This is a genomic window from Paracoccaceae bacterium (assembly GCA_019454225.1).
GTDB lineage: Bacteria > Pseudomonadota > Alphaproteobacteria > Rhodobacterales > Rhodobacteraceae.
The window spans coordinates 516,824-533,464 of record CP075370.1 but is presented as its reverse complement, the minus strand read 5'-3'; the positions used below and the strand labels follow the sequence as shown (position 1 = coordinate 533,464).

At 68.6% G+C, this 16,641-nt stretch carries 15 protein-coding genes; 6 read left to right on the top strand and 9 right to left on the bottom strand.

All coding sequences use genetic code 11. The annotated features are described in order from the left end of the window. Window position 1: 1 nt before the first annotated feature. Genes KF887_02575 through fabI form a run of 5 tightly spaced genes read right to left on the bottom strand, consistent with a single transcriptional unit; the run spans window position 2 to window position 6,466 of the window. Window positions 2-655, bottom strand: a complete 654-nt coding sequence (locus KF887_02575; GenBank protein ID QYK42044.1) for a 3-oxoacid CoA-transferase subunit A — start codon at window positions 653-655, stop codon at window positions 2-4. Next, a complete protein-coding gene (locus tag KF887_02570; GenBank protein QYK42043.1) occupies window positions 652-1,827 on the bottom strand; it encodes an acetate/propionate family kinase in 1,176 nt (391 codons plus the stop codon). The genes KF887_02575 and KF887_02570 overlap by 4 nt, the downstream gene beginning before the upstream one ends. Beyond that, window positions 1,824-3,200 carry a bifunctional enoyl-CoA hydratase/phosphate acetyltransferase gene (locus tag KF887_02565; GenBank protein ID QYK42042.1) on the bottom strand — a complete coding sequence of 459 codons (1,377 nt, stop codon included), beginning with the start codon at window positions 3,198-3,200 and terminating at the stop codon, window positions 1,824-1,826. The genes KF887_02570 and KF887_02565 overlap by 4 nt, the downstream gene beginning before the upstream one ends. Continuing rightward, window positions 3,201-5,690, bottom strand: coding sequence for a DUF3141 domain-containing protein (locus KF887_02560; protein ID QYK42041.1), 2,490 nt, complete (start codon window positions 5,688-5,690; stop codon window positions 3,201-3,203). 11 nt (window positions 5,691-5,701) lie between these two features. Continuing rightward, window positions 5,702-6,466, bottom strand: a complete 765-nt coding sequence (fabI, locus tag KF887_02555) for an enoyl-ACP reductase FabI (GenBank protein QYK42040.1) — start codon at window positions 6,464-6,466, stop codon at window positions 5,702-5,704. A 377-nt stretch (window positions 6,467-6,843) separates the two neighbouring features. On the opposite strand from fabI, the gene KF887_02550 reads away from it, so the two are divergent. The 6 genes from KF887_02550 to KF887_02525 are packed head-to-tail and all read left to right on the top strand — an operon-like array spanning window position 6,844 to window position 12,675. Continuing rightward, a complete protein-coding gene (locus KF887_02550) occupies window positions 6,844-7,662 on the top strand; it encodes a glycosyltransferase family 2 protein (protein ID QYK42039.1) in 819 nt (272 codons plus the stop codon). Continuing rightward, window positions 7,655-7,978, top strand: a complete 324-nt coding sequence (locus KF887_02545; protein ID QYK42038.1) for a lipid-A-disaccharide synthase N-terminal domain-containing protein — start codon at window positions 7,655-7,657, stop codon at window positions 7,976-7,978. The genes KF887_02550 and KF887_02545 overlap by 8 nt, the downstream gene beginning before the upstream one ends. Further along, on the top strand, window positions 7,938-9,416 hold the full coding sequence (locus KF887_02540) for a glycosyltransferase family 39 protein (protein ID QYK42037.1): 1,479 nt from the start codon (window positions 7,938-7,940) through the stop codon (window positions 9,414-9,416). Before KF887_02545 ends, KF887_02540 begins: the two co-directional genes overlap by 41 nt. Window positions 9,417-9,422: 6 nt before the next feature. Next, window positions 9,423-10,169: a phosphatase PAP2 family protein gene (locus KF887_02535; GenBank protein ID QYK42036.1), complete on the top strand. Its 747-nt coding sequence runs from the start codon at window positions 9,423-9,425 to the stop codon at window positions 10,167-10,169. After that, window positions 10,166-11,815, top strand: coding sequence for a glycosyltransferase family 39 protein (locus tag KF887_02530; protein QYK42035.1), 1,650 nt, complete (start codon window positions 10,166-10,168; stop codon window positions 11,813-11,815). Before KF887_02535 ends, KF887_02530 begins: the two co-directional genes overlap by 4 nt. Further along, window positions 11,812-12,675 carry a phosphatase PAP2 family protein gene (locus KF887_02525; GenBank protein ID QYK42034.1) on the top strand — a complete coding sequence of 288 codons (864 nt, stop codon included), beginning with the start codon at window positions 11,812-11,814 and terminating at the stop codon, window positions 12,673-12,675. The genes KF887_02530 and KF887_02525 overlap by 4 nt, the downstream gene beginning before the upstream one ends. A 303-nt stretch (window positions 12,676-12,978) precedes the next feature. Here KF887_02525 and KF887_02520 read toward each other — a convergent pair whose 3' ends face one another. Genes KF887_02520 through KF887_02505 form a run of 4 tightly spaced genes read right to left on the bottom strand, consistent with a single transcriptional unit; the run spans window position 12,979 to window position 16,615 of the window. Beyond that, complete coding sequence (locus KF887_02520) at window positions 12,979-14,157, bottom strand: aminopeptidase P family protein (GenBank protein QYK42033.1); 1,179 nt, start codon at window positions 14,155-14,157, stop codon at window positions 12,979-12,981. A gap of 4 nt (window positions 14,158-14,161) precedes the next feature. Beyond that, window positions 14,162-14,578 (bottom strand): cupin domain-containing protein, encoded by a 417-nt coding sequence (locus tag KF887_02515; protein QYK42032.1) that lies wholly within the window; start codon window positions 14,576-14,578, stop codon window positions 14,162-14,164. Between the two features lie 4 nt (window positions 14,579-14,582). Further along, a complete protein-coding gene (locus KF887_02510; protein ID QYK43402.1) occupies window positions 14,583-15,419 on the bottom strand; it encodes a phosphoenolpyruvate hydrolase family protein in 837 nt (278 codons plus the stop codon). Next, window positions 15,419-16,615 (bottom strand): Tm-1-like ATP-binding domain-containing protein, encoded by a 1,197-nt coding sequence (locus tag KF887_02505; protein ID QYK42031.1) that lies wholly within the window; start codon window positions 16,613-16,615, stop codon window positions 15,419-15,421. Before KF887_02505 ends, KF887_02510 begins: the two co-directional genes overlap by 1 nt. Window positions 16,616-16,641: the final 26 nt, after the last annotated feature.

Below are 16,641 nucleotides of genomic sequence, written 5' to 3'. Positions count from 1 at the left end.
CCTATGCCGCGCGGATCAGAAGGTGGTCGACGAGCACGCCCGGCGTCTTCACCGCATCGGGCGGGATCACCCCCACCGGCACGATGCTTTCGGCCTCGGCGATCACGCAGCGCCCGGCCAGCGCGATGATCGGGTTGAAGTTGTGCGCGGTCAGCAGATAGCTGAGGTTGCCGACATAGTCCGCCTGCCAGGCCCCGATCAGCGCGAAGTCGGCTTTCAGCGGGGTTTCGACCAGATACCGGTTGCCCTCGACCGTCACGATCTGCTTGCCTTCCTCGACCTCGGTCGCAAGGCCGGTGGGTGTCAGAACCCCGCCCAGCCCCATGCCGCCGGCCCGGATGCGCTCGATCAGCGTGCCCTGCGGCACCAGTTCGCAAGCGATCTCGCCCGCGATCATCTTGGCCTGCGTCTCGGGGTTCAGCCCGATGTGGCTGGCGATCACGCGGGACACCAGGCCCGCCGAGATCAGCTTGCCGATGCCCTTGCCGGGCATGGCGGTATCGTTGGCGATCACCGTCAGGTCGCGGATACCCCGCGCCACGATGGCGTCGATCATCCGCTCGGGCGTGCCGACCGCCATGAAGCCACCGATCATCACGCTGGCCCCGTCGGGGATCAGTTCGGCCGCAGCCTCGGGTCTCAATGCGCCTTTCATGCGGCATCCCTTTCGCCCACGACCGCACGCGCGGCGCGGGCGATCACCAGTTCTTCGTTCGTGGGAATGACCATGACGGTCGTGCGCGCCAGGTCGGACGAGATCACCCGCCTGTTTGCGGCGTTCCTGCCATGGTCGATCTCGATCCCCATCCAGCCGAGCCGTTCGCAGATGCGGGCGCGGATCAGGCGCGAGTTCTCGCCGATGCCGCCGCAGAAGATCAGGGCGTCGATCCCGCCAAGGGCGGCAGCCATCGCACCGACCTCGCGCTGGCAGCGGAAGACGAAATAGTCGATGGCCTCGACCGCCTCGGACGTGCCTGCGGCTTCCAGCGTGCGCATGTCATTCGACAGGCCCGACAGGCCCAGAAGGCCGGACTGCCTGTAGAGAAGGTCCGAGATCGCAGAGGCCGACATCCCCTTCTGATCCATCAGGTACAGAAGCACGCCAGGATCAAGCTGGCCGCAGCGCGTTCCCATCGGCAGCCCGTCCAGCGCCGAAAAACCCATGGTCGAGGCAACCGAGCGGCCGTCGGTGATCCCGCACATGCTGGCGCCGTTGCCCAGGTGGGCCACCACGACCCGGCCTTCCGCCAGATGAGGCGCGGTCCGGGCCAGTTCTCCGGCGATGTAGTCGTAGCTCAGGCCATGGAACCCATAGCGCCGCACCCCTTCGGCATAGAGCGCGCGGGGCAGGGCGAAGGTGTCGTTCACGAAGGGGTGGCTGCGATGGAAGGCCGTGTCAAAGCAGGCCACCTGCGGCACGCCCGGGAACGCCTGCATCGCGGCACGGATGCCGGCCAGATTGTGCGGCTGATGCAGCGGCGCGAAGGGGGAAAGCCCCTCCAGTTCAAGCAGCAGCGCCTCGGTCACCGGCACCGGCGCCGCACGATCGGCCCCGCCATGCACAACGCGGTGACCGACGGCGGCAATGTCAAGATCGGGCCAGCGGGCGCGAAAGGCGGCGATGGCGGCGGCCATCGCGCCCGCATGGCTGGTCAGATCCCCCGCGCCGTCGATGGCCGCTCCGGTGGCGTCCTTCAGCTTCAGCAGGCCCTCGGGTCCGATCCGGTCGGCAAGCCCGGTTGCCAGCGGTTCGTCACCCGAGACAGGATACAGCGCGACCTTCAGCGAGGACGAACCGGCGTTCAGGGTCAGGACGGCCCGCGTCATCTTCCGGCCCCGGCAAAGTGGTGGATCGCCGCCACGGCACAGGAGGCAAGCCGCGACATCGGGCTGTCCGAACGACTGTTCAGGATGACCGGAACCCTGGCGCCCAGGACCAGCCCGGCCCCTTCGGCATGGCTGATGAAGGCCAGTTGCTTGGCCAGCATGTTGCCCGCGTCCAGACCCGGCACGACAAGGATGTTCGCCCGCCCCGCGACGTTGCCCTTCAACCCCTTGGTCTTTGCCGCTGCCATGTCGACGGCATTGTCCATCGCCAGCGGGCCCTCGACCTGACCGCCCCTGATCTGGCCGCGATCCGCCATCTTGGACAGCAGCGCGGCATCGATCGACGACTGGATCGCCGGATTCACCGTCTCGACCGCCGACAGCACGCCGACGCGCGGGTCCATGCCCAGCGAAAGGGCAAGGTCGATGGCGTTCTGGCAGATGTCGACCTTGGTCGCGAGATCGGGGGCGATGTTGATCGCCGCGTCGGTGACGAACAGGGGTTCCGGCTGGCCCGGCACGTCCATCACGAAGACATGGGTGAACCGCCGCCCGGCCCGCAGACCCAGCACCTTGTCGATCATGGGTTTCAGCAGGTCGTCGGTGTGCAGATGGCCCTTCATCACCGCCGCCACCCGCCCGTCATGCACCAGCGCGCAGGCGCGCTCGGCAGCGGCCGCGTCGCCCGTCACATCGACGATGTCGATGCCCGTCAGGTCGGCCCCGATTTCCTCGGCGGCCGCGCGGATCGCGGCGGCATTCCCCACAAGGACCGGCGTGATGATGCTTTCCTTCATCGCCAGCAGCGCGCCGCCAAGCGACTTGGCCTCGTCCGGGCAGACCACGGCGGTGGGCAATGCAGGCAGAGGCCGCGCGCGTTCGAGCAGCGCCTCGAAATGGCGGTGGCGCTGGACGACAAGACCGGGCACGTCGATGTCGTCGCGGTTGAACTTCTCGGTGGGGGCCAGAACCTCGGCCTCACCCGTCAGGATCACCCTGCCGTCGCCGGCATGGCTGACTTCGGTCTTCAGCCGCACGATCCCGTCTGCCTTCGACAGGACCTCGGCCCGTACGATCACCTCTTCCCCGGCATGGGCGCGGGAATGGAAGTCGAGCGTCTGACGGCGGTAGAGCGTGCCCGGCCCCGGCAGTTGGGTGCCCAGGACGGCCGAGATCAGCGAGGCAATGAACATGCCCGGCGCGATCCGCTCGACGGTGCCATCGCCGTCCAGATCGCTGTCTGTCAGGTGCATCGGGTTCGAGTTTCCCGAAGCGGCAGCAAAGACGTAAAGGTCATCCGCCGTGATCAGCCGACGCAGTTCGGCCCGGTCGCCGGGCTGGATTTCGGCGAAGGTCCTGTTGACCAGATGCATTCATGCCTCCGTTGCGGGGGCCGCCGCGTCCCGCCCGTTGCGGCGGCGGCCACGCGGCGCGGCCTCGGGCCTTGCCAGGGCGGCATCTCCGGCCACAATGGCCGGGGCAAGCGGGTCGGCTGTCACATCGGCGGTCAGCGGTTCCAGCCCAAGCACTTCGCGGAAACGCTGCAGCATCGACAGCGTGCGCGGCGACATCTCCTCGATGACGCCCGGAATGAACTGCACCACCTGCATCGCCAGTTCGCGCTCGGCCGCATCGTTCAGAAGCAGCGGCAGCGTGTCAATGGCGCTTTCCGGCTCGAAGGTCGCGATCAGGGTCTGCTGATGGATGATCATCGCGCGGCGTTCGGCCCCAAGGCTGCGGAACGGTTCGTCCTGGGTCAGGACCTGGGCCGAACGTTCCAGCCGGTCGCGCCGCACCGTGCCGCGGTTCTCGGCCAGAAGCACCAGCATCCGGATCACCGCCTCCGGAAAGCCGCCCTGCTCCATATGCATCAGCGCGGTGGCCACCTCTGGCAGGCCGCGCAGTTCGGCAACGGTCTTCAGGGTGCGCTTGGCCTCATGCGTGCGGCCAAAGGCGCGGGCCCAGGGGCTGCCCCAGACCGAATGGAAGAACAGCTCATACGACATGTCGCGGCTGTCGCGCATGAGGTCGATCATGTTCTCGGTCGCCTGCACCCAGAATGCCTCGGCAGCCAGGAAGGGGTTGGCTGCCGCCGCCTTCTGCCGCTCGGCCCTGACCCTTTCGGCCATCGGCTCGACCTGCTTCATCACCGGATTGCGGCTCGACGCCAGTGCCCGGATCAGCCGCTGGGGATGCAGTGCGCGGGTCATCTCGGCCCCGGTCTCGGTCACCAGCGACCGCACGACGGGACGGATCACGGTATCGTAAAGCTGGGCCTGCACCTCGGCCGCGCGGGCCACGGCGGCAAAGGGCCGCTCGTCCGCCACCGTGTCATCCAGCGCGCGGATATCGTCCAGCGTCCGTTCGACAAAGCCGACGGTAAAGTGCTTCTGTCCGTCCTTCTCGGTCACATCCTCGATGCGCATTTCGTAAAGGCCGGGGGCAAGCGCCTCGATCGTCTTCAGGGTCGAGGCGACCTCGGAATGTTCCTTCTTGGCGATCTGGCTTGAGACGAATATCCCCAGGTGACCCACCTGTTCATGCACCATGTAGACGATGCGCTGGCCGCGAATGCGGATCTCGTTCACGTCCGCATAGGTCTCGGCCACCCAGTTCAGCGCCTGCTGCGGCGGGGTGATGTTGTCGCCGTGGCTGGCAAAGATGATGATCGGCGCGCGGATCGCCTTGAGGTCCACGGGGCGGCCGGGTTCGATGCGCGCCTCGTTCTTGACCAGGCGGTTGCCGACGAACAGCTGCTCGACGATCCACTTGATCTCGGCCTCGGTCATCAGGAAGAAGCCGCCCCACCATTTCTCGAACTCAAGAAAGGCCGCGTCGCCCTTGTCGATGTCGCGGAACAGGTCGGTGTACTTGCGGAACAGTGTCCGCGCCGGGTTCAGAATCTCGAAGTTCTGCACCAGATGCGCGCCGTCGAAGATGCCGCCGCCAAGGTCCGACAGGAACATCGGGATCCAGGTGCCACCCAGAACCCCCGCGTTGTAGCGCATCGGGTTCTCGCCGACCTTGCCCGCCCAGGGGGCAACCGGCGCGCCGTTGATGACCACGGGGCCGGTCAGGTCGGGGTTGGTGGCCGCCAGCAGAAGCGTGGCCCAGCCGCCCTGGCAATTGCCCGTCACCACCGGTTTCGATGCCTTGGGATGGCGCCGCATCACCTCGCGCACGAATTCGGCCTCGGACCGGGTGACATAGGACAGGAACTGCCCCGGCTCCGGCATGCGCCTGAAGGCCACGAAATAGACCGGATGGCCGGCCGCCAGCGCCACGCCGACCTGGCTGTCCGACTTGAAGCCGCCGATCCCGGGTCCGTGGCCTGCGCGCGGGTCGATGATGATGTAGGGGCGGCGGGTGTCGTCGATCGTCACGCCTTCGGGCGGCGTGATCTTCAGCAGCATGTAGTTCGACGGATAGGGCATGTCCGCCCCGTCCATGATGACCTCGTAGCCATAGATCAGCACGGGCGGGCAACCCGCCTCCTCATGGTCGAGGAACACATCGCCGCGCTTGCGCAGCGTATCCATCGTCAGGATCATCCGCTGCCACGCATCGCGCAGGTATTCGGCATAGTCCGACCCCAGACGCCCTTCCGTCTGGGCGGTGCGCAGGTCTTCCATCAGGCGCTTGGCCTGGTCCAGCGCGGCCTCGGCGCGGGCGGAATGGGTTTCGCTGATCCGCGCCGAATGGCGCTGCGCCGCGGTGGTCAGGATGTTGAATGTCGCGGAACCCGCGTCGATCTCGGCCCCGGCGGTGGTCATCGCCTGACGCATTGCCGCCAGCATGTCGCCTTCGGGGCGCGGAACCTGGGGCTGGTGGGCCGGGTCGAACAGATCAAAGACATTCGCCATGGGATCCCCCGTCAGGCAGTGATGGAAAAACCGCCGTCGATGTCATGCACGCCGCCGGTCAGGTTGCGGGCCCCGGGCGAGGCAAGGAAGGCCGCCATCGCCCCCACATCCTCGATCGTGGCCAGCTGGTGGGTCGGCGCGCGGTGCGCCGCCGCCTCGAGCAGTTCGTCGAAATGGTCGATGCCGCTGGCCGCCCGCGTCTTCAGCGGCCCGGGCGACAGGGCATGCACGCGGATGCCCTTTTCGCCCAGTTCGGCCGCCGCATAGCGCACCGAGCTTTCCAGCGCGGCCTTGACCGGCCCCATCATGTTGTAGTGCCGCACCACCCGGGACGACCCGAAGAAGCTGACCGACAGGCAGCACCCGCCGTCGGTCATCAGCGGCTCGGCCAGCCGGATCATGCGCAGGAAGGAATGGACCGAGACATCCATCGCCAGCGAGAATCCGTCGGCCGAACAATCCACCACGCGGCCATGCAGATCGTCCCTCGACGCGAAGGCGATGGAATGCAGGATCGTGTCCAGCCGCCCCCAGCGCGCGGCGATCTCCTCGAAGACCGCCTCAAGCTGACCCGGCGCGCTGACATCCAGCGGCATCATGATCTCGGCGCCCGCCGCCTCGGCCAGGGGTCGGACGAACGGCTCTGCCCTGGCATTCAGCCAGGTGATCGCCAGATCGGCCCCCTGCGCCCGCATGGCCTGCGCGCAACCCCAGGCGATGGAATGCTCATTGGCAATCCCGACGATCAGCGCCTTGTGGCCGGACAGGGAAAACATCGGCGGTCTCCGAAACTGTTCACGGATCACCGTGGCGCAGTCCGGATTCCTTATTTTCACAGCAAGACGAATTTCCTGCGACAGGATGAGGCCCGCACGCGGCCCCGCATCAACCGGCGGCTCCCGCGCGGCAGCCGTGTCCATCCGGGCGCAGGGATTCACCTGGCCATCGCGCCCGGACGCCCCGATCCGGATCGCCGCATGTCCTGTGCCCGCCGTCCTGCCCTGGCCATGGCGCGCTCCGGTCTGAACATGAATACATGCTCATGTTCGACCGGAGCGCGCCCCGATCTGACACAAGACCGCAACCCATCTGTCGCTCTGGTGTGACGAACCTGCCGTAATGGAAGGAACTGGTCTTCGACTGGTTCCGAATGATGCGCTCCCACACAGCCAACGTCCCGTCGCCGCCACGGCTGTCCGTGGTGGTTCCGCTGCACAACGAGGAAGGCGCGATCGATGGGCTCGTCGCCGATATCGGCACCGCGCTGGCAAGCTGGTCCTACGAACTGATCCTCGTCGACGACGGGTCGACCGACAGCACCCGCTCGCGGTGCATGGCACTGGCCGCGCAGGATGCGCGGATCGTGGTGCTTGGCCATCCCCGCGCCGCCGGTCAGTCGGCCGCCCTGCATTCCGGTGTCCTGGCGGCCCGGGCGACGGTCGTCGCAACGCTCGACGGAGACGGCCAGAACCCGCCCGAGAACCTGCCGCGACTGGTCGCGCCGCTGATCGGCCCGCAGGCCCGCCCGGCCTGCGGGCTTGTCGCCGGACAGCGCGTCGGGCGGAAGGACAGCCTGTCCAAGCGGCTCGCGTCGCGTCTTGCCAATGCCCTGCGGTCCGCCGTCCTGCGCGACGGGACGCGCGACACGGGCTGCGGGCTCAAGGCCTTCCGTCGCGACGCCTTCCTCGCGCTGCCCTACTTCAACCACATGCACCGCTATCTCCCGGCGCTCTTTGCCCGCGATGGCTGGCAGGTGCAGCTTGTCGACGTCACCCATGGCCCTCGGCTCACCGGCCGGTCGAAGTACGGCAACCTTGACCGCGCCCTGGCGGGGATCCTGGACCTCGCGGGTGTGGCCTGGCTGATCCGGCGCCGGAAAAGGGCGCAGGCCCAGCATCTTGCGCCGTCGCCCCGCCCGCTGGAAACCACCGGACGGCCCGCATGCCCGACGAAAGGCAGGATCGATGCATGAAACCCTCTGGGCCTGGTTGCATGTCCACAGCTGGACCGAATTCACCTGGGTGGTGATCGGCCTTTCCGGCCAGCTCCTCTTCACCGCGCGCTTCCTCGTGCAATGGATCGCCTCCGAACGAGAGAGGCGGTCCGTGGTCCCGGTGGCCTTCTGGTACTTCTCCCTGGCGGGGGGCCTCGTGCTGTTCAGCTATGCGCTCTGGCGGCGTGACCCTGTCTTCATCCTTGGCCAGTCGATGGGGCTGGTGATCTACCTCCGCAATCTCTGGTTGATCCATGCCGAGCACCAGCATCACCCGGCCAGTGCCAAGAACTGACCGGATCTGGGATCCGGCGCGCGCGGCCCTCGCGGTCGCGCTGGCGCTGGTAGTCTGGAGACTGGCGCTCGGCCTGCTGGACCGGACCGAGCTTTCAACCGATGAAGCCCAGTACTGGTTCTGGGGCCAGTCGCCGGATTTCGGGGCCTATTCGAAACCGCCCCTGATCGGCTGGATCATCCGGGCATCAACCGATCTGTTCGGCCAGTCGGTCGCTGCGGTGCGGCTGCCGGCGGTCCTGATGCATGCCGCCACCGCCGCGGTGATCTTCGGCTGCGCGATTCGTCTTGTCCCGCAGTCCGTCGCATGGCTCGCGGCGCTCCTCTACCTCGTCTCGCCCGCGGTGGCCCTGGGCTCCGCGCTGATGACAACCGACACGCCCCTGCTGCTGGCCGCCTCCCTCGCGCTTCTTGCGCAGTTGCGCGGGGCCGAGGCGAATGCCCGCGGCCAGCGGTCCCCCGGCGCGGCGGTCCTGCTGGGGCTGGCGCTGGGTCTGGGCCTGCTGGCCAAGCACGCGATGCTGTTCTGGCTTCTGGGGGCGACGGTCGCAGCCTTCGTCTCTCCGGCGTTTCGCCTTGCCCGGGCCGACCTTCTTCTGGCTGTCGGGATCATGACCGTGGTGGTCGCCCCGCACCTTGTCTGGCTTGCCCAGCACGGGTTCATCACCTTTCGGCACATCGGGGCGATCACCGAAGGGCACGCGCTCTCGCTGCTGCGTCCGTTGCGGTTCCTTGCCGAACAGTTCATCGTCGCCGGACCGATCTGCCTTGCGGCCATGGTCCTCGCGCTGCGCGACCGTTCGCTGTGGGGCCTCGGCGCACTGGCACTGGCACTGGCACCGCTGCTGGTCGTCGTGGCGCAGGGTGTCAAGGGGCCGGTTCTGGCGAACTGGGCCGTGCTCTACCTCGTGCCGGGAACCATCCTCGCCGCACAGGTCCTGCGGCGATACCGCTGGCTTGCCGGTCTGTCGCTTGTTCTGGGGCTGGCCGTTTCGGTCGCCCTGCCGCTGGCGAAAGCCGCCGGAACCGACCTGCAAAGACCGGACGGGCGCCCTGTCTTGTCGCGGTATCTCGGGCATTCCGGGGTTGCCAACTGGGCGCTCGACACGGCGGCCGCGCAGGGCGCGGACGTGCTGATCGCCACCGACCGGGACCTTCTGGCCGACCTTTCATGGTTCTCCGCGGGTTCGGTCCTGGCCATCCGCGCCCTTCCGCCGAACGGTCTTCCGGCGCACCACTGGGAGATGACGGCCCCCTTCCATCCGGACGACGGGCTGCGACCGCTGGTGCTTCTGCGGTCCGGCACACCGCTTCCCTGCGATGACGGCCAGGTGACGGCCACGATGGTCGCACCGCCCGGCTTCGCCGGTGGCGAGGTGCTTCTCCTCTACCGGCCGAGCGATCCGGGCTGCCTTGCCCCGACAGCGTCCGAGCGGTGACGCGAGATGGCCCTGCAACGCCTGCTGATTGCCTACCTCCTTGTCCTCGTCGTCGTGCAGGCGTTCTTCGCGGCCGTTCCCGGCGTCGATCTTTCGGTCTCTGCGCTCTTTGCCGATGGCAGCCGGGGATTCGGATGGACCTCGGGCATCGCCCCCACCGTCAATCTGGCGGTGCGCCGGACCGGAGAGATGGCGGCATTCCTGCTGCTCGTCGGCATCCTCTACGGGGCGATGACCGGAAGGGCGCGGATGGACCACATTCGGCTCATGGCCTATCCGCTGCTGAGCGTCGCCCTGGCCAGCGGCATCATGGTCAATGTCCTGCTGAAGTCCCATGTCGGCCGCGCCCGCCCCGACACGCTTGCCGAATTCGGCGGCACCGCGCAGTTCACGCCGCCCTGGCAGATCGTCGAGGAATGCGCGCGGAACTGCTCCTTCGCCTCGGGTGAGGTTGCGATGGCCGCAGCCCTCGCCATTCCGGCGGTCGTCATCCTGTGGCCGCATCTTGGGCTGACCCGCAACCGCTTGCTGGTGGTCGGGCTGGCGCTGGCCTATGTGGCCTTCACCTCGGTGCTGCGGATCGGGCTGGGCCGGCATTTCCTGAGCGACGCGATCTTCTCCATCCTGTTCGCCGCGGGCGTGGCGCTCGCGTTGTATCCCCTGCTGCGGATCGGACGCGCGCGAACCCACCTTCCCGGGCTCGTCTCCCGCAGACCGCCGATGGACCTCGCCGATCAGCGGGGGATCACATGACCGTCGCCGCTCCGGCCAGCATCACGCGACCCCGAGAGCTCAGCGGCTGGCTGGCCCTGGTCCTGTTCGCGGTGCTGGCATTCCTGCCTGCCCTGACCACGCTGCCGGCGATCGACCGGGACGAGGCACGCTTCGTCCAGGCCAGCAGGCAGATGGTGGCAAGCGGCGACTACGTCGACATCCGCTTCCAGGAGGAGGCGCGCTACAAGAAGCCTGTCGGAATCTACTGGCTGCAAAGCGCCGCCGTCCTGGCCTCGGGCCAGGGTCCCGACGCCCCGCTCTGGGTCTACCGCCTGCCGTCGCTGCTGGGGGCGGTGCTGTCGGTGCTGCTGGTGGCGGTCGTGGGGACGCCGCTCTTCGGCAGGCAGGCGGCAATTCTGGCCGCGGCGGTCTTCGCGGGCGGGCTGGTGATCGGCGGCGAGGCACGGATCGCCAAGACCGACGCGGCGCTTCTGGCGACGACCCTGGCCGCCCAGGCGGTCCTCGCGCGGCTCTACATGCGTCCGGTTGCCGGCCAGGGCGCGGCCTTCGCCTTCTGGCTGGCCATCGCAGCCGGAACCCTGATCAAGGGGCCGATCGGCCCGATGGTCCCGGCGCTGACCGCGCTGGCGCTGATCGCCCTCGACCGCCAGGCAGACTGGCTCCGCCCGCTCTGGTCGCCCTGGCCCATGATCCTCGCGCTGGCCGTCGTCCTGCCATGGTTCATCGCCATCTCGCTGCGCAGCGACGGCGCCTTCTGGATGGGGTCGGTCGGCGCCGACCTCCTGCCCAAGATCACCTCGGGACAGGAAGGCAAGGGCGCGCCGCCGGGCAGCTACCTCGTCCTTCTGTGGCTGACATTCTGGCCCGCAACGCCCCTGCTGCTCCTGGCCCTGCCCGCGATCTGGCGGGCCCGGCACGACCCGGCGACGCGCTTCTGCCTTGCCTGGGCGATCCCGGTCTGGCTGGTGTACGAGGCGGTCCCGACCAAACTCATCCATTACACCCTGCCGGCCTACCCGGCGCTGGCCCTGCTGGCGGTCGCCCACCTGCGCGTCGGGCTGGCCACGTCGTCGCGGCTTCTGCGCGGGCTGGCCGCCGTCGCCATCCTGCCGGGCCTCGCGCTTGGTCTGGCGGTCGCGGCCTATGCCATCGCCCAGAACGCCTGGCCTGCCGCCACGCTTGCGCTGGCGGGGCTGGCAGGGGCCCTTGTTGCCGCAGGTTTCGCCCTGCGCTCGGCCCTTCGATCATCGCCCCTGACGCTGGCCGCGCAGGCGGCGCTTGCGGGCGCGCTTCTGCATGCCGGACTGCTCTCTGCCACGGCGCGCCTGCCCGTTCTCTGGCCGACGGAACAGGCCATGGCCGTCGCCGACCGGATCGCCTCGGACCAGGGCTGCGACCGGCCCCTGGTCACCGGCTGGGGCTATGCCGAGCCCTCGCTCGTCTGGCGCGGCGGACCAGACACACGCCTCGAACCCGCCACGGCGCCCGCGGCGCAGGTCGTCCGCCCCGGTGCCTGCCAGGTGGTGCTGCGCGCCCGGGACCGCGCCGCAACGCCGGTCCCGCCGGTCCCGGGCTGCCGGGCGGTCCGGGCCGTCACCGGCCTTGCCATGGGCGCGGGGCGGTGGGTGACGCTCGACGTGCTCGACTGCGGCGGTGACCCATGAAGCACGCCGGTTCCCAGGACGAACTTCTTGCCCGCCTGGCTGGCGCGGGCATCGGCACAACCCCGCGCCGCAGGCTTGCCGCCGCGCTCCGGCGGCAAGGCAGCCTGTCCTGGCTGGCAACGCTTGCCAGCGTCCTGATGCTCGTCGCCGTCGTCTCGGACGCACCGGTGCGCGACCTGGCGCGCGCGCTTGACCCGTCGGTGGTCGCCGTCCTGCGGGTGGTGACGCAGTTCGGAAACTCCGCCTGGCCGCTTTGCATTTCGCTGTTGCTCCTCGGCGCGGTCGCCGTCGTGGCGCGCAGGCCCCACCCGTTTCCACCCGCCGCACTGCAGAACCTTCGATCATCCCTGCTGCTGGTGATCGGCGCGGTGGCGATAAGCGGCACGATGGCAAGCCTTGCGAAACACATGATCGGGCGGGCCCGGCCCTCGAACGGCGATGCCCTCGTGTTCGAGTTTGCCGTGATGTCGTTTCAGGCGGGCTGGGCCGCCTTTCCCTCCGGCCATGCCACCACGGCCACCGCCTGCGCGGTGGCGCTGGCCGTGGCCCTGCCTGGTCAGGCCGTCGGCTGGCTGTCGATCGGCCTGCTGGCGGCCATGTCCCGGGCCTTCGTCGGCGTCCACTGGATGACGGATTGCCTGGCGGGCATGGTGCTGGGGGCCGTGGTCTGCCTGGCACTTCGAAACCGGATGGAAAGGCACGGGCACACGTTCCCGATCAGTCCGGCCCTGCCGGCGCAGGTGCTGCTCAAGGGTGCCGAGATCTGCCTCTCGCATGCCTGGCTTGTCGCCGCGCATGTCCTGCGGACGGCAAGCCTGCGGGTCCGTCAGCACCTCCCCGTCCGAAGGTCACGGCGCTGACGCATCGGCAGCCTTGGGTCCCGCATCTCCGGACCGCCGGGCATTGCCGCGTTCCGGCAATCGGACCGCAGCCGGGCCCTGCTTTCCCCCCGATTCTCTCCCCGATCGTTAACAGCCCGGCTCCCCCCGGTGTCGGGACGTATGCCAGACGCGGAACCGACGGATAACCGACGCGGGCCATACGGCGGAAGTGACGCGAATCCATGGGGTTGATCTGCCGCGCGGTGGTGACGGGCGGTGCCGCGTCCGGCGCGCAACACCGCCGCCGCGCAACGCCCGGCGTTAACCGCCGGCGGCCCGCGGTCAGGCGGTGCCGCCACGGTTCCAGCCGCGCCCCTCGCTGCCGAACATCTCGTATCCGGTCTCGGTCACCGCCAGCGTGTCCTCCAGCTTGATGAAGCCGCGGCGGGGGTGCAGCATCGTGGTCTCGACCGACAGGATCATCCCGGCCTCCAGCGGATGGGCGGCATCGACGCCTTCGTAGGCGACCGGGTGGTTGGTCATCAGGAACGGCGCCTCATGGGTGATAACCCCCATGCCATGCGCGAAGAAATCGGTGCAGGCGCGGTTCGGCTGGCGGGCCAGCTCGGCCTCGCCCGCGGCGATCAGGTCGCCGCCCAGGGCCCCGGCGCGGATCCGGGAAAAGGCTGCCTGCTGCACCGACTCGACCTCGGCCAGCAGGTCGACCAGTTCGGCATCGGGTTCGCCCAGCACGCCCATCCGGCAGATGTCGCCGATATAGCCGCGCAGGTTGCCGCCCGAATCGATCGACAGCACCTCGCCCGGCGCCCAGGCCTGCGGCGAGGCCGCCCGGTTGTGCGAGGCGCCGAGCGTCAGCAGGCAGTACTCGAACTGCAGCCCGCGCGCCGTCTCCTCGCGCCGCAGCCGGTCGATGATCCGGACCTTGCTGTCCCCCGCCCCCGACCCCGCAATCGTCGCCTGCATCGCCCCGGATATCGCCTCCGACGCCTGCTTCAGCAGGGCGCGTTCTGCCGGGGTCTTGACGGCACGCAGCCGTTCAAGAAGGCCGGTCGCGTCGATCAACGGATTGTTCGGAAACGACGATTCCAGAACGCGCGCGCTGTTGAGCGGCAGGAACGACGGCTCGATCCCGATCCGGGGCGAGGCGGGACCATGGTCCTTCATATGACGGACCGCTTCCGCCACGGCATCGACCGACCCCCAGGCCACGGGCATGAAATGCGGTGTCCAGAAGGGGCGGTTCGCGTGCTCGGCCGCCTCCATCTTGTTGGCCACATAGGCCGTCCGCTCCGGCGCACCCTTGATGTAGACGACGACGGGCAGATACCGGCTGTGCCCGATCGCATCCATCGCCGAGAAGAAGATGAACCGATAGCCGCCCAGCAGATACTGGGTGTTGTGCTTGGACGTGGCGACCAGGATGTCGATTCCGGCCTTTTCCATCAGGAGGTCGAGCTTGGCAAAGCTGTAGGGCAGGCCCTGGGCCGCGAAGGTCTCCATGGCGTCACCCCCGCGCCGGAATGACACGGAAGTCCGGCAGGGCACGCAGCGCTTCCTCCGGTCCGGTCGGCGAATAGACGACGAAGATCTTCATCTCGGAAGGCCCGGTGTTGAGCGTCGCGTGGAACCGGCTTTCGGGGATGAACACGCAGGCGCCCGGGCGGACCTGTTCGGTATGCGGGCTGCCGGCCTCGTCCTCGACCATCTGCTCGCCCGTGCCCTCCAGGATGTAGATGATCTCTTCCGCGCCGGGGTGATTGTGGCGGCTGTGCCCCTTGCCAGGGGGCACCGTGACGACCGCGGCCGAGAACTGGCGCGCACCGTTCACGGCCGGACCGAGGACAACCGACAGGTGTCCCCAGTCAAACCCGAAGGCATCCACGTCACCGGGGTATCTGAACAGGTCTTTGACGTCCGTCATGGTGTTATCCTTTCGCGGGCAGCGCCTTGAAGGCGCGGATCTGGTCGGCGATGGCGCGTTCGGCGGGCAGGCGTTCGGCCGAGGACGCACCATAGAATCCGTGCAGCCCATCGGCGCGCGCCAGCACATGGGCCGCATCCTCGGGCATCGAGATCGGGCCGCCGTGGCAGAGAAGGATGATGTCGCGGCGCACCGACCGGGCCGCGGCCGAGATGGAGTCGATCTCGGTCACGCACTGGTCCAGCGACTTGGCAGAGGTGGCGCCGATCGAGCCGCCGGTGGTGACGCCCATATGGGCCACGATGATGTCGGCCCCGGCCCTTGCCATCGCGACCGCCTCGTCCGGGTTGAAGACATAGGGCGTTGTCAGCAGATCCTGACGGTGCGCCTCGGCGATCATGTCGACCTCAAGGCCGAACCCCATGCCGGTTTCCTCGAAGCTCTGCCGCATCTGGCCGTCGAACAGGCCGACCGTGGGAAAGTTCTGGACGCCGGAGAAGCCCATTGCCTTCAGTTCGGCCAGGAACTGCGGCATCAGGATGAAGGGGTCGGTGCCGTTCACGCCCGCCAGGACGGGGGTGTTCCTGACGACCGGCAACACCTCGACGGCCATTTCCTTGACGATCTGGTTGGCATTGCCATAGGCCAGCAGGCCCGCCGCCGAACCGCGCCCCGCCATGCGGTAGCGCCCCGAATTGTAGATGATGATGAGGTCGATGCCGCCGGCCTCCTCGGCCTTGGCGGAAAGCCCGGTCCCGGCACCGCCGCCGATGATGGGCTGGCCACTGGCGATCATCCGGGCCAGGCGGTCGAGAACGGTCTGTCGCGGAATGGCAGGCATCATGGCTCCGTGATGTCAAGGAAGGTGCGCGCGGCGGCGCTGGCGAAGGCCAGGTCGTTGATGTGGCAGGGCAGCATGACAATGCGGGCCGGGTCGGCAACCGTATCCCGCAACGCGGCGAACAGGGCCGCGTCCGCCTCGGGCCACCAGAAGGCGCCGCCGTCGATGTCCAATGCCGAGACGCCCTTTTCCGGGATCAGCAGCCGGACGGGACCACGGCAGGCATTCAGCTTTTCGCCAAGCCAGCGTCCGATCTGCGCGTTCTCGTCCGGGTTGGTGCGCATCAGCGTGACATTCGGATTGTGGTGGTAGAACTGCCGGTCGCGGTAGCGGTGCGGCACGGTGCCGGGCGCCCAGAAGTTCACCATGTCCAACGCACCCACGGACCCCACCCATGGCGCACCGGTACGGGCCACCACATCCAGACGGTCGGGCAGCGCGGGCAGCACGCCACCGAACAGCAGATCCGCGATCTCGGTGGTCGTGATGTCGATGAGACCGGACAGGACCCCCTGATCCAGCAGACGCTCCATCGACCGGCCACCGGTGCCGGTGGCGTGGAACACCAGGCAATCATAGCGGTCGCGCAGCTGATCGCCGATGGCGGTCACGCAGGGGGTGGTGACACCGAACATCGTCAGCCCGATGGCAGGCAGGTCGGCACCTGTCGCCGGGGCGGGGGCCCGCACGGCGCCCATCAGGGCGTGCGCCGCGTTCGACAGGATCACCCGGCTCAGCCGGTTGAGCCCGGCGATGTCGGTGACCGAGGGGACCATCGCGATATCGGATGTGCCGACGTAAGGCGCGGTATCGCCCGATGCGAGCGTGGAGACCATGATCTTGGGCAAGCCATAGGGCAGTTCGCGCATCCCGGCGCAGGCGATCGAGGTGCCGCCGCCGCCGCCGACGGCGATGATCCCGGCAATCTGGCCGCCGTTCGACCGGCACCACGCGGCAAAGGCCGTACCCATGGCTGCGACGGCGGCACCGCGGTCGTCCCCGGCCAGCACGGCGGCAGCCCCGTCCGGGTGGCAGGCGGCAACCTCGGCCGACGGAATGTCTGCGGTGATCTGCGGGGTGCGGATGCCCAGATCGACGATCACGGCGGCGTCGCCGCCGGCTGCGATCAGGTCGCGAAGGTAGGCCAGTTCCTGCCCCTTGGTATCACAGGTGCCCGCGATGTGGATCCGCCGCATCCGTCCCCCCGCGCCCGCAGCGGGCG